Genomic DNA, 12,432 nt, shown 5'->3' on the forward strand with positions numbered 1-12,432 from the left:
GGACGGAACCCGTTATGACAACACTCTGGCCGCTTTATCTAATCCTTCTGCCCGTCGGCATTCTCTTGCTGGCGGTGGCCCTGCGCCTCCTGTTCCAGCGAGGTTGGGTGGGGGGCTTCCTGCGCGGTCTGGTTGGCCTGGGCGCTCTGGCGTCATTGGTCCTGCTGGGCTTGTTGTTGGTGGATCTGTCGGCTTTTCGGGCGCTCAGCCAGGAAACCGTGGTCGCCACCCTGTCTTTCCGTCAGCTGGATTCCCAGCACTACGAAGCCCAGGTCGCACCCATTGGTCGGTCGGAGCCGATGTCATTCGAGGTTCGAGGTGACCAATGGCAGGTCGACGCGCGGGTGCTCAACTGGCAAGGTCCCCTGGCGGTTCTGGGTATGGAGCCTCTGTATCGATTGGAACGGTTTTCCGGTCGTTACCTGGACCTGGAGCAGGAGCGGAACGCTTCTCGCAGTGTCTATGAGTTGGAAGGTGGCCATTGGCTGGACGCCGCCGACATTGTGCCCCGGCTGCCCTGGGTTAACAGTCGATTCGGCAGTGCGGCCTATATGCCCATGGTGGACGGCGGATTGTTCGAGGTGGGAATGACGGCGAGAGGACTGGTAGCCCGGCCGGTTAATCAACCGGCGCGGGAAGCCGTGGACGACTGGTTCTCAGAGTGAGAACAGGTCGGACAGGCGGGTAGCCAGCATCATGTCGCCTTCGGTGCGAAGCCGGCCGGCCATGAAGGCTTGCATGCCGTTCAGGTCGCCGCTGACGATTTCCTTCAAGGTGTCGCTGTCCATGATCAGGGTGACGGACGGGTCGTCGTGCTCACCCTGACCCAGCTTGCAGCTGCCGTCTTCGACGATCAGGTGGTAAGTGTCGGCGTCTTCGATGCTGAACTGGAAGACGACATCCATGCCGGAGGCGGCATCGGCGTTGAAACGGGATTCGATATTGCTGAAGTGTTCGGCGATAGAGGTCATCTGGGTCTCCTGTCTGGTGGTGGTCGCGATGACGATGCTGGCATTGTAGGAGGGCCCCGGTCTAAAATCAAACGAATGTTTGAAACGTGAGTTTAAATCGGAGGAGCGCCATTTTGTGGTCTGATTATTTCCTGTTTGTATTGAAAGCCGTCACTGTGCTGGTGGTTGTGGTCGTCGCCGTGGCCGCTATTGCCCGGGCCTCGCGTGCCGGGGGTGAGGGCAGTGAAGGTCGATTGGTGGTTAGGAAGTTAAATGAACGGCTGCGCCAGCAAGGAGACGCCATTCGCCATGCCGTTTTTGAAAAAAAGGCACTCAAAGCTTATCAGAAGGCGGAAAAGTCCGAACGCAAGGCGGAAAAGTCGGGTGAAAAACCCCTTACCTGGGTGCTGACGTTCAAAGGCGATATTCAGGCGTCCCAGGTGGACTCGTTGCGACAGGAGGTCAGTGCCATTCTGCAGGTCGCTCGACGTGAGGAAGAAGTCGTCGTCGTGCTCGAAAGCCCCGGCGGCGCGGTCAGTGGCTATGGCCTGGCGGCGTCCCAATTGGCTCGACTGCGCGACGAAGGCCTGAAACTGACGGTTTGCGTCGATAAGGTGGCCGCCAGTGGCGGGTACATGATGGCCTGTGTGGCCCATCGGATCATCGCCGCGCCATTTGCCATCGTCGGCTCCATCGGAGTGCTGGCCCAGGTACCCAACATCCATCAGCTGTTGAAGCGCCACGACATCGACGTTGAAGTGCTGACGGCGGGTCGTCACAAGGCGCCGCTGACCTTGATGGGAGAGAAAACCGAGGAAGGCCGGGACAAGTTCCTGTCCGATCTTCAGGGCATCCATGATCGCTTCAAGGGACTGGTCGGTCGTTATCGGCCGAATCTCGAGCTGGAGCGCGTCACAGAAGGGGATTTCTGGTTGGCCGAGGATGCGCTGGAGTTGGCGCTGATCGATGAAATCGGCACCAGCGATGCCTATCTGGCTTCTCTGGTCTCCGATCGGGAAGTGGTCGGCGTGAAATGGAAGCCCAAGAAGAAGTTGAAAGTCCACATCAAAACGGCGGCCTCGGCCTTGATGGACGGTGGTCTGGATCGTCTGTCGCGTCGGGTGTTGCCTTAAGGAATGGACAGCCGGGCAATCCTGCCCGGCTGTCGGAGGGAGTTACTGAATCCGGGTGACGTCTACATACAGCGTGAGCCGTTGGCCCGGCTGCAAATACTTCTGATCAATCCGGTTCCAGCGTTCGATATCGGCGATTCGAACATTGAATTTATTGGCGATGCGGTACAGGGAGTCGCCCTGGCGCACGACGTAACCCACCTTTCTCACCACTTCACGGTTGTTGCGGATGACGCTGGTGTTGTCCTGGTCGATCCAGACAGCCAGGGTCTGGCCCGGACGCAGAACGTCCTTCGGCGCCATATTGTTCCAGCGAGCCAGGCTCTGGACGCTGACATCGTATTCCCGTGAGATGTCCCAGAACGTATCGCCGGTCCGGACCTGATGGTCGATACGGGTCCGATCGCCGCCCGCCAGGGAGTTTTGGCGCCGGGCGAGGCGTTGTCCGGCGCTCATGCTGTATTCGGAGCTGTCGGCCGAGGCGGTCGGGATCATCAGCGCGTCGCCGGCACGGATCAGCGAGCCGTTGATCTCGTTGGCCTGGCGAATCGTCTCAACGGTGACGTTGAACTGACGCGCGATGGTCAGCAGGGAATCACCGGGCTGGATGGTGTAGCGTTGCCAGGCCATCCGGGAATCGGTGGGCAGTTCCGTCAGTCGTTCCCGGAACAATTCGGCCCTGTCGGCGAAGACCAGAAGGCGATGCGGGCCGTTCGGATTGGTCGCCCACTGGTTGTAGCCCGGGTTGAGCAGATAGAGGTCGCTCAGATCCATATCCGCCAACTCGGCGGCTTGTGCCAGATCGATCTGACCGCCCGTGTCGACGACCGCGAAATAGGGTTCGGTGGAAATTTCGGGCAGTTCGATGCCGTATTGTTCGGGGGAGTGGATGAGTTTGCCCAGAGCGAACATCTTGGGCACATACGCCTCGGTCTCGCGCGGCAGGTCCAGATTCCAGAAGTCCGTCGGCTTGCCGGCGGCCTGGTTGCGGCGCACCGCTTTCAGTACTGTGCCGGGCCCCGAGTTGTAGGCGGCCAGGGCCAACAGCCAGTCGCCATCGAACATCCGGTTCAGTTGATCCAGGTATTCCAGGGCGGCGCGGGTCGAGTCCACGACATCGCGGCGGCCGTCGTACCACCAGTCCTGCTTGAGGTCGAACATGCGTCCGGTCGATGGAATGAATTGCCACATGCCGGCGGCGCTGCCGTGCGAGTAGGCGAACGGATCGAAGGCGCTTTCCACGATGGGAAGCAGGGCCAGGTCCAGGGCATGTCGCGGGCTTCGAGTTCGGCGATGATGTGGTGCATGTATCGGCCGGCCCGCTCGCTGACGCGGTCGAAATAGCTCTGATGGCTGGCATACCAGCGCAATTGCGTCATGATGCGGGGGTTCTCCAGGCTCAGATCGAACTGGAAGCCGCGACGCAGTGCCTGGTAGAGATCTTCGGGGTAGTGCGCATAGGGGTCGTAGACTTCCCGTGCGCGCTGGTTTTCCTCGCTGAGATCGGGGTGAGTGGAGAAGAGATCCGGAGTTTGGGTCAAGGTGGCGAGAAGAGGGTCAAAGACGGGAGCGGGGTCGTCGGAGGGGGCTGGGGCGGCCGATGTGGTGGTCGCTGCCGCGTCGGCCGTCGCCGACCCGTCCGTCGTCGCGGCCGCATTGGCCACGGGCGACGGATCCTCGCTCGTCGAGACTTCTTTCTTGGATCCCTTGTTCAGGACGCTCAAGCCGGGCACTGTACTGCAACCGCTGGTAATAAGGCCCGTAAAGACCAGCGGCAGGATCAGTCGAATGGAACGCATGTAATGTGTCGTTTTTATGAGTTTTTGAAGCTGGATTCAAGTTGGGGGATAATTCTATGTTGGTGACGGTGGGTGCCGCAAGCCAATCAGGGCGACTTATGTCATGGTTTCGCATTAAATATCGGCTAATCGCGGCATAAAAGAGGATATTTTGCACAAACGACTCGGCCAGCAGGTAAAACACTTGATTCATTCCGGTCCCAAAAACATACGGGTCCAGGAAGAAGCTTTATCGCGCTGGTATCGCACGCCCATGGGGCAGCGGCTGATCAATATCGAGCGCCAATTGGTGTCGCGGGCGCTGTCCGGTCGGTTCGGCTCTCATTTGCTGCAGCTGGATACCGGCCTGCACGAACCGCTGTTCGAAAAGCGACTGTTCGGGTGCGGAACACTGGTCAGCCAGTTGGACAACCGAGCCCCCAGCCCCCTGGTGCTGGCCGACGCCGAGGCGTTGCCGTTCGAGCCGGAGAGCATCGACGCGCTGGTGATGCACCACACGCTGGACCATTGCGAGAACCCGTATCAGGCCGTGCGCGAAGCCGCCCAGGTACTCAAGCCCGGTGGCTTGCTGATCATCGTCGGGTTCAATCCGTTCAGCAGTTGGGGAATGCGGGCCATGGTCAGTCGCAATCGGGCCGGCTTGTGGCGGTCGCGATTCATCCGCAGCGGTCGGGTGGCCGACTGGATGCAATTGCTCGATTTCGAAATCGAACGACACGAAAAACACGTCTTCTCACCACCGTTCAATCGCCCGAACTGGATGACGCATCTCGGCGCCCTGGGACGGATGCAGAAAACCCTGTTACCCGCCACCGGAGCCGTCTATTTAATGGTGGGCTGCAAGCAGGTGGTGGGTCGAATCAACAGTCGCGCTCGCTGGCGGGCCCGGCCCGTGCTGGAATCCGGTCTGGCGAGCCGTACCATCAGGAATCGATATGACGACTAAGGGTGTGACCCTCTATACCGACGGAGCCTGTCGTGGGAATCCCGGCCCGGGTGGCTGGGGCGTTTTTCTGCAATTCGGCAAGCACGAAAAAAACCTGCACGGCGGTGAATCGCTCACCACGAACAACCGGATGGAGTTGCTGGCCGCCATTCGCGGGCTGGAAGCATTGACGCGGCCATGTGATGTGGACCTCTATACCGACTCGCAGTATGTGCGCAAGGGAATCACACAGTGGATACACAACTGGAAGAAGAACGGCTGGAAAACGTCGGCCAAGAAGGATGTGAAAAACCGGGATCTATGGCAGGCGCTGGATGAGCTGATGCAAAAGCACGAGGTGAAATGGCATTGGGTCAAGGGACATGCCGGTCACCCTGGAAACGAAAAGGCCGATGCCCTGGCGAATCAGGGCATTGATGAGATGCAACGGAGCAAGCAACGCGCATGAGACAAATCGTACTGGATACCGAAACCACCGGGCTGAGCCCCAATAAAGGTGATCGCATTGTCGAGGTGGGCTGCGTCGAGCTGGTGAACCGGAAACTGACGGGGCGGCATTTCCATTATTACATCAATCCGGAGCGGGACATTCCGGATGAAGTCGTGGCCGTCCACGGCATCGACAACGACAAGGTCAAGGATGCCCCTAAGTTTCGCGACATCGCCCAGGAATTCTGGGACTACGCCAAGGGCGCCGAATTGGTGATCCACAACGCGGCCTTCGACATGGGTTTCCTGGAAATGGAATTCGAACGGTTGCGCCAGGAAGGTCACACCCAGTTCAGCAAACTGATCGATGTCTGCACCGTGCTTGACACGCTGCAGGTCGCCCGTGAGAAGCATCCGGGGGCCAAGGCCTCGCTGGATGCGTTGTGCAAGCGTTACGGTATCGATAACTCCCATCGGACCCTGCACGGGGCCCTGCTCGACTCCGAGATTCTGGCCGACGTTTATTTGCTGATGACGGGCGGGCAGACCGATCTGATTCTCGATGAGGAAGAGGACAATCAGGGGGAGCAGGTCAGTTTCGACGCCAGCCATGTGCTGGCTTCGGGTGAGGCCTTGAAGAAGGTCTTACCCAGCGAGGACGAAAAAGCGGCGCATGAAGCGATGCTGTCGGTGATCGACAAAGCCTGCGGTGGCGAGGCTCTTTGGCGCCAGAAACTGGGTCAATAGGCCATCGGATGAGGAGCGGTCCATGGACCGCTCCCGGCCGGGCTGTTAATGCAATGAGCGGCGAATCACACCCACATAGAGGCCTTCAATGGCGAAATCGTCCTGGGCCAGATCGACCTTGATGGGTTCGAAGTCTTCATTTTCAGGGTAGAGTGTTACCTGTTTGCCGTTCTGCTCATACCGCTTGACCGTGACGTCCTCACCGACGCGCGCCACAACGATGTCGCCGTTGCGTACCTGATCGGTCTTGTGGACGGCGATGAGGTCGTCTTCCAGAATGCCGACGTCCTTCATGCTGAGGCCCTGGACCTGCAGCAGGAAATCGGCCTTGGGGCTGAACAGACCGGGTGGTAGTTCGATGAATTCCTCGATCTGCTCCTGGGCGAGAATGGGGGAGCCGGCGGCGACACGGCCCACGACGGGGACGCCCTGTTCGGTGTCGTCCTCGGGCAGGCGAATGCCGCGTGAGGCGCCGGCGATGATTTCGATGGCGCCTTTCCGCGCCAGCGCCTTGAGATGCTCTTCGGCGGCGTTCGGGGAGCGAAAGCCAAGCCGTTCGGCAATTTCGGCGCGCGTCGGCGGATAGCCGGTGGCGTTGAGGTGTTCCTTGACGATGTCCAGCACTTGCTGTTGACGAGCGGTCAGTTTCAACATAATGTCGGCCTGTTTTTATATACAGTAGCTGTGATTATATACAGCTCGCGGCCGCTGTAAAGGATGGCAGATGGAAGGTACGGTTTGAAAAGCAGCAGTGAACTTTTTCCCGTCGCTTTATTGAGCGCGGAATACAAGGAAGGCGTCTACGAAGATGTCTATTCGCTTAAACCCAACAACAGCGTCGACAAGACCGTCGAGATCGCATTGGTACGGTTGCATACCGAGCAATGCCGCCAATCCCGTCCCATTCTGCTGATTCACGATGCCTTCCACAATCATTGGCAGTGGCTCGACTACGGCCTCGGCGGTGCGGCCGGTCGTCTGGCCCGGGATGGGTTCGACGTCTGGCTGCTCGATTGGCGGGGTCATGGTCTGTCGTCCCGTAACAAGAGTCCGCGACTCAATACCCTGAAGGAAATGGCGCGGCACGATCTGCCGGCGGTGATCGCCTTTATCGAGGAAAGCACCGGCGAACATCCCGCCCTGGTGGCCCGGGGATTGGGCTGCGAAATGGTCAGCCTGGCATTGGCCGGCGGAACACCGGTCCCGGAAGCGGTGTTCATGCATCCGCCCATGTTGCCGCCCAGTCGTCTGTGCTGGTTGCCCGGACTGAAGTTCGCCCGCCGACTCAAATACGGAAAGCGGCGTTGGTTGAAAGGTGATGGGGAAGAGCCCGAACCGCGTCAGCTGTTCACTGAGCTGTTGTCCAAGCAGGGGTGGTTCGGTCGCTGGGTCGACGCGTCGGGGGAACCGGTCCGGCCCGCTCTGCAGCAGGCCGTGGGGCGCATTCACTGGGTGTTTTCGCCGGGCAGGGTACCGACCTGGCTGAATCGATTGCAGGTCAACCGGAACCGGGTTTTCGAAGCGGTCGATTCCGACGGTGACTGGGCTCACTGGATGCCGGAAACCTGGGCGAGCCGCACGACCGTGCCCGAGCGTGCCGCCGCCGATGTCAGTCCCGACGAAGCTCGTCTTTGATCGCGATCGGGTTCTGGAAATTCAGCACAATGATGTAACTGGATACGGCGAACGTGAGGATGGCGGTCGTTTGCAGCAGCACCGAAGCCCGATCCGAGATCAGGTTGGATTCCAGGGCGATGAACGCTATCAGCAGGGAAAACTCACTGATTTGTCCCAGCCGAAACCCGACGTCCCAAGCCAGATGATTGCTCTCGCTGAACCGGTGCAGCAGAAAGCGGAACAGGATGGGTTTGACGGTCAGGATCATGCCCGCCAGTAACAGGGCTGACAGCCAGACTTCATCGAGCAGGTTGAGGTTCAGTCGCGCTCCCAGCGTGAAGAAAAACAGGATCAGGAAGAAATCCCGCAACGGTTTCAGGTTCAACGCGATAAATTGCGAAATCGGGCTGCTGGCCAGGGTAATGCCCGCAATAAAGGCGCCGATTTCGTAAGACAACCCCATGACCTCGGCCGCCTCGCCAACGCCCAGACACCAACCCAGGGCGAGCAGAAAGATGTATTCCTGAAAGCGGTCGAATCGCATCAGCAAAGGCAGAACAATGTAGCGCACGGCGCCCCAGGCCAATGCGGCCAGGATCGGCAAGGCGATCAAGGGGCGAATCAGATTGATGGCATCCAGTCCGGACGCCATGCTGCCGAGAATCAACAGCACCAGAATGGCGATAAAATCCTGAACCAGGAGGATGCCGACCATGAGTTCGCCGGCGTGTTTGTGGTGCAGAACGGTGGTGGGTAACAGCTTGATGCCGATGATGGTACTGGAAAACATCAGACACAGGCCGATGACGATGGCTTCGCGGGTCGGGTAACCCAGGTTGACCACCAGCAGGAACCCCATCAGTGCGAATAGCACCGAGCTGGCGATCGTCACCAGGGAGCTCTTTTTCAGTGTCGAGACCAGGCTCTTGGGCTGCATGTCGAGCCCGAGCAGAAACAACAGGAAGATGATGCCGATTTCGGCGATTTCGGTCAGCAGGTGGGTATTCTCGACCCAATGTGTCCCAAACGGACCGACGGCCATGCCCAGAACGATATAGGCGATCAACAGGGGTTGTCGAAAATAGAGCGCCAGGGTGGCCAGAGCGGCGGCACCGGCGAAGATCAGAAAAAACGAAAATATCATGTCGGCTGGTGTTTGTCCTTTAGCGGCATACTATCAAGCCGGAAGGGAATTACCCAGTCCGTGGGGTGGCGCGTAGAGCGGAAGTGGTCCGACACTTCCGCTCTACCCAACAGCTTTATATTAAGCTCAATCCGCGCGATTGGGTAACACGTCCTTCAGCTTGTCACGCATGGACCGCAACAATTGTTCGGTCGTATCCCAACCAATGCAGGCATCGGTGATGGACACGCCAGGTTTGAGGTCCTTGAGGTTGTCCGGAATGGGCTGATTGCCTTCGGACAGGTTGCTTTCGATCATCAGGCCGATGATCGACGTGTTGCCTTCCAGAATCTGGTTGGCGACATTATCCGCGACCAGGGGCTGCAGCTTGTGGTCCTTGTTGGAGTTGGCGTGGGAGCAGTCAACCATAATGTTGGTCGGTACACCGGCCTTGCGCAGGGTGTCCTCGCACAGCGAGACGCTGACCGAATCGTAGTTCGGTTTGCCATTGCCGCCGCGCAATACGACATGGCCATAGCGGTTGCCTTTGGTGTGAATAATGGCGACCTGGCCTTCCTGGTTGATGCCGAGAAAACGGTGCGGTGAGGAAACCGATTTCAGCGCATTGATGGCGACGTCCAGGCTGCCATCGGTGCCGTTCTTGAAGCCGACGGCCGAGGACAGGCCGCTGGCCATTTCCCGGTGGGTCTGGCTTTCGGTGGTACGCGCGCCGATGGCCGACCAGCTGATCAGATCCTGCAGGTACTGAGGCGAGATCGGATCCAGCGCTTCGGTGGCGGTGGGCAGGCCCTGGTGGGCGATGTCGAGCAGCAACTGACGGCCAATGTGCAACCCTTCTTCTATCTTGAAGGAGTCGTTCAGGTGCGGGTCGTTGATCAGGCCCTTCCAGCCGGTGGTGGTACGCGGTTTTTCGAAGTAAACCCGCATCACCAGCAACAGTGTGTCCCCGACCTCGTCGGACAATGCCTTCAAACGTTTGGCATAATCGATGGCCATGGCCGGGTCGTGGATGGAGCAGGGGCCGATTACGACGATCAGGCGGTGATCCTTGCGATCCAGGATGTTGCGAACAGCCTGGCGGCCGGCGCCGATGACTTCGGCGGCTTCTTCGGTGACGGGAATGTCGGCTTTCAGGGATTCCGGGGTAATCAGGATTTCCTGGCTTTCGACATTCAGGTTCGTTAGTTCTTGCATGGCTAGGCGGCGACTCTCTGTGTCATTCTTCAGTGTCAATGGGCATGATAATTAAGTAAAGAAACAAAGACAACCCGTAAACAAAAGGTTACAACGTGTCGAGAAAGAATCAAAAAAAGCAGTCGGTGGTCGGGTTGGTCAGCGGCATGGTGGTGATTGTCCTGCTTGCCGGTGCCATGGGTATCGCTCTGGAAGAAATGGCTGCGAACAAGGGGGACTATCGTCGCACGCTCTGGGATTGGTTGACCGGTAAGCCGGCCATTCCAGAAGGCCGTGCCCAGATCAGCATTCAATTGGCCCAGGAGCTGTGTCGTCAGCGGGTGGCCCGCCAAATGGGGTCCCAGTTGCAGCAGGCTGCCTTCGACAGCCGCTCGTCGCGTTACAACGAGACGTTGCAGGTGCATACCGTCTTTCTGGATCTGCAAATCAGGAACGAGGAACGCGACATCTACGCCCGTTGCGATGTATCCGCCGTGGAACGCACTATTCTGGAATTTCGAATTCAGGGGATGGGCGGTTTCTTTTGGGGGTGACCGATCAGAACACCGCGTATTTCAACCCCAGCACCAGTAAGGCGGTCGCCAGTAGCGGATGCATGACCCGAGAGGGCAGGTGGGCGGACAGGTGTGTACCCAGGTAGATGGCGGGCAGAGAGCCGGCGATCAACGCCAACAGCAGCGCGAAGTCCACATTGCCCAAAAACAGATGCACAACGCCCGCCGTGAAGGTCAAGGGTACGGCGTGGGCGATATCGGTCCCGACCACCTGTTTTGGCAACAGTACGGGAAACAGGACCATCAGAACGGCGGTTCCGATCGCGCCGGCACCCACCGAACTCAGGGTGACCAGAACGCCGAGCACGGCACCGATGGCCCACAGGGTGGTACGGCCGGGCGGTACGCGCTGTGACGGGTTGCTATGCTGGAACAGGCGTCTGCGGAAAATCAGTACCAGAGCGGTCACGACCAGCATGGCTCCGAGGGCGGTCTGCAACAGGGAGGCGTATTGTTCGGCGTCGGCAAAGAAGCGATGCAGAATCAGTCCGGTGACGGCGCTGGCCGGAAGGCTGCCCGCGGCCAGCTTCAATACGATGTCCCAGCGCACATGCTGCTTGCGATGATGGGCCCACATGCCGCCACTCTTGGTGATGGCGGCGTACCAGAGATCGGTCCCGATGGCGATGTGGGGCGGAAATCCGAACAGCAGTAGCAGTGGCGTCATCAGTGCGCCACCACCCACACCGGTGATGCCTACGATGAGGCCGACCGTCGCTCCCGACAGACTGTAGAAAAGGATTTCCATACTGTTAAAAAAGTCATAGAGTAATTGTGTTGCTAAATCTATCGGTTATTAACTATTCTGAAAAAGAATAATTGATCATATTTATATAACCTGATAGAAAACAGTCTTGCCGTCGGAACGGCCTTGATCGGATCGACGGACTCTATAACGACAACAATGGGACGCATTGGCACACGCATTACGGGGATGTCATGAAACTGCAGCAACTGAAATATATTTGGGAAGTCGCTCATCACGATTTGAACGTATCGGCCACCGCTCAGGTGCTCTATACGTCGCAGCCAGGGATCAGCAAGCAGATTCGGTTGCTGGAAGACGAACTGGGAGTCGAGATCTTCGCCCGCTCCGGCAAGCATCTCACCCGCATCACTCCCGCCGGTGAAGCCGTTCTCAAGGTCGCCGGCGAGATCCTGCGCAAGGTCGATTCCATCAAGCAGATCGCCCAGGAACACAGCAACGACCGGCAGGGCAGTCTGAGTCTCGCCACCACCCATACCCAGGCGCGTTACGCATTACCCAGTGTCATCGATGGTTTCATCCACGATTTTCCCGATGTCTCCTTGCACATGCATCAGGGGACGCCCGTGCAGATCGCCGAAATGGCTGCGGACGGCACCGTCGATCTGGCCATCGCGACCGAAGGCATGGAGCATTTCGCCGACCTGGTGATGATGCCCTGTTATCGCTGGAATCGATCCATTGTCGTCCCCAAGGACCACCCGCTGGCGCAAAAATCGCAGCTGTCGCTGGAAGATGTCGCCGCGTTCCCGATCGTCACCTATGTCTTCGGCTTCACCGGACGCTCCAAGCTGGACGACGCCTTTATCGACAAGGGGCTCACCCCCAAGGTGGTGTTCACCGCGGCGGATGCGGACGTGATCAAGACTTATGTACGACTAGGACTGGGTGTGGGCATTCTCGCGCACATGGCGATCGACCCGGAGCAGGACCGCGATCTGGTCAGCCTCGACGCCAGTCATTTGTTCGAGGCCAGCGTGACCAAGATCGGTATTCGCAAGGGAACCTTCATTCGCGGTTTCATGTACCGCTTTATCGAACGCTTCGCTCCGCATCTGTCCCGGGAGCTGGTGGACGAAGCCATGGTAACCAGCAATCGGCACGATCTGGAACAGTTGTTCCAGAATATCCCTCTGCCGACATACTGATCGGG

General features: G+C 58.8%; 14 protein-coding genes. 8 read left to right on the forward strand and 6 right to left on the reverse strand.

Translation table 11 applies throughout. The features are described from left to right. Positions 1-14 precede the first annotated feature (14 nt). Positions 15-665, forward strand: coding sequence for a hypothetical protein (locus IE111_RS08975; protein ID WP_189608226.1), 651 nt, complete (start codon positions 15-17; stop codon positions 663-665). Here the strand turns inward: IE111_RS08975 and IE111_RS08980 are convergent. Next, a complete protein-coding gene (locus IE111_RS08980) occupies positions 657-971 on the reverse strand; it encodes an SCP2 sterol-binding domain-containing protein (protein ID WP_189608227.1) in 315 nt (104 codons plus the stop codon). The genes IE111_RS08975 and IE111_RS08980 overlap by 9 nt on opposite strands. A 113-nt stretch (positions 972-1,084) precedes the next feature. Here IE111_RS08980 and sohB point away from each other — a divergent pair, with 113 nt between their 5' ends. Further along, positions 1,085-2,083, forward strand: coding sequence for a protease SohB (gene sohB / locus IE111_RS08985; RefSeq protein WP_189608228.1), 999 nt, complete (start codon positions 1,085-1,087; stop codon positions 2,081-2,083). Between the two features lie 42 nt (positions 2,084-2,125). Here sohB and IE111_RS08990 read toward each other — a convergent pair whose 3' ends face one another. After that, entirely contained in the window at positions 2,126-3,325 is a 1,200-nt protein-coding gene (locus tag IE111_RS08990) for a LysM peptidoglycan-binding domain-containing protein (protein WP_229805301.1), read from the reverse strand. A 708-nt stretch (positions 3,326-4,033) separates the two neighbouring features. Here IE111_RS08990 and IE111_RS08995 point away from each other — a divergent pair. Genes IE111_RS08995 through dnaQ form a run of 3 tightly spaced genes read left to right on the forward strand, consistent with a single transcriptional unit; the run spans position 4,034 to position 6,004 of the window. Continuing rightward, positions 4,034-4,828 (forward strand): class I SAM-dependent methyltransferase, encoded by a 795-nt coding sequence (locus IE111_RS08995; protein ID WP_189608229.1) that lies wholly within the window; start codon positions 4,034-4,036, stop codon positions 4,826-4,828. Continuing rightward, complete coding sequence (gene rnhA, locus IE111_RS09000) at positions 4,818-5,276, forward strand: ribonuclease HI (RefSeq protein WP_189608230.1); 459 nt, start codon at positions 4,818-4,820, stop codon at positions 5,274-5,276. The genes IE111_RS08995 and rnhA overlap by 11 nt, the downstream gene beginning before the upstream one ends. Continuing rightward, entirely contained in the window at positions 5,273-6,004 is a 732-nt protein-coding gene (dnaQ, locus tag IE111_RS09005; RefSeq protein ID WP_189608231.1) for a DNA polymerase III subunit epsilon, read from the forward strand. The genes rnhA and dnaQ overlap by 4 nt, the downstream gene beginning before the upstream one ends. Positions 6,005-6,049: 45 nt before the next feature. Here dnaQ and lexA read toward each other — a convergent pair whose 3' ends face one another. Then, on the reverse strand, positions 6,050-6,658 hold the full coding sequence (lexA, locus tag IE111_RS09010; RefSeq protein WP_189608232.1) for a transcriptional repressor LexA: 609 nt from the start codon (positions 6,656-6,658) through the stop codon (positions 6,050-6,052). Positions 6,659-6,742: 84 nt separating this feature from the next. Between lexA and IE111_RS09015 the strand changes: the two genes are divergently transcribed. Next, entirely contained in the window at positions 6,743-7,639 is an 897-nt protein-coding gene (locus IE111_RS09015; RefSeq protein WP_189608233.1) for an alpha/beta hydrolase, read from the forward strand. Here the strand turns inward: IE111_RS09015 and IE111_RS09020 are convergent. Beyond that, positions 7,614-8,765, reverse strand: a complete 1,152-nt coding sequence (locus IE111_RS09020; protein WP_189608234.1) for a cation:proton antiporter domain-containing protein — start codon at positions 8,763-8,765, stop codon at positions 7,614-7,616. The genes IE111_RS09015 and IE111_RS09020 overlap by 26 nt on opposite strands. A gap of 126 nt (positions 8,766-8,891) precedes the next feature. Beyond that, positions 8,892-9,959 (reverse strand): 3-deoxy-7-phosphoheptulonate synthase, encoded by a 1,068-nt coding sequence (locus tag IE111_RS09025; protein ID WP_189608235.1) that lies wholly within the window; start codon positions 9,957-9,959, stop codon positions 8,892-8,894. Between the two features lie 95 nt (positions 9,960-10,054). Here IE111_RS09025 and IE111_RS09030 point away from each other — a divergent pair, with 95 nt between their 5' ends. Beyond that, complete coding sequence (locus IE111_RS09030) at positions 10,055-10,492, forward strand: hypothetical protein (RefSeq protein WP_189608236.1); 438 nt, start codon at positions 10,055-10,057, stop codon at positions 10,490-10,492. A gap of 4 nt (positions 10,493-10,496) precedes the next feature. Here the strand turns inward: IE111_RS09030 and IE111_RS09035 are convergent, their stop codons facing one another. Next, positions 10,497-11,261 carry a sulfite exporter TauE/SafE family protein gene (locus tag IE111_RS09035; RefSeq protein WP_189608237.1) on the reverse strand — a complete coding sequence of 255 codons (765 nt, stop codon included), beginning with the start codon at positions 11,259-11,261 and terminating at the stop codon, positions 10,497-10,499. Positions 11,262-11,452: 191 nt separating this feature from the next. Between IE111_RS09035 and cysB the strand changes: the two genes are divergently transcribed. After that, positions 11,453-12,427 (forward strand): HTH-type transcriptional regulator CysB, encoded by a 975-nt coding sequence (cysB, locus tag IE111_RS09040; RefSeq protein ID WP_189608238.1) that lies wholly within the window; start codon positions 11,453-11,455, stop codon positions 12,425-12,427. The last annotated feature ends 5 nt before the right edge of the window (positions 12,428-12,432 follow it).

It is taken from the genome of Saccharospirillum salsuginis (assembly GCF_014651855.1).
Classification (GTDB): domain Bacteria; phylum Pseudomonadota; class Gammaproteobacteria; order Pseudomonadales; family Natronospirillaceae; genus Saccharospirillum; species Saccharospirillum salsuginis.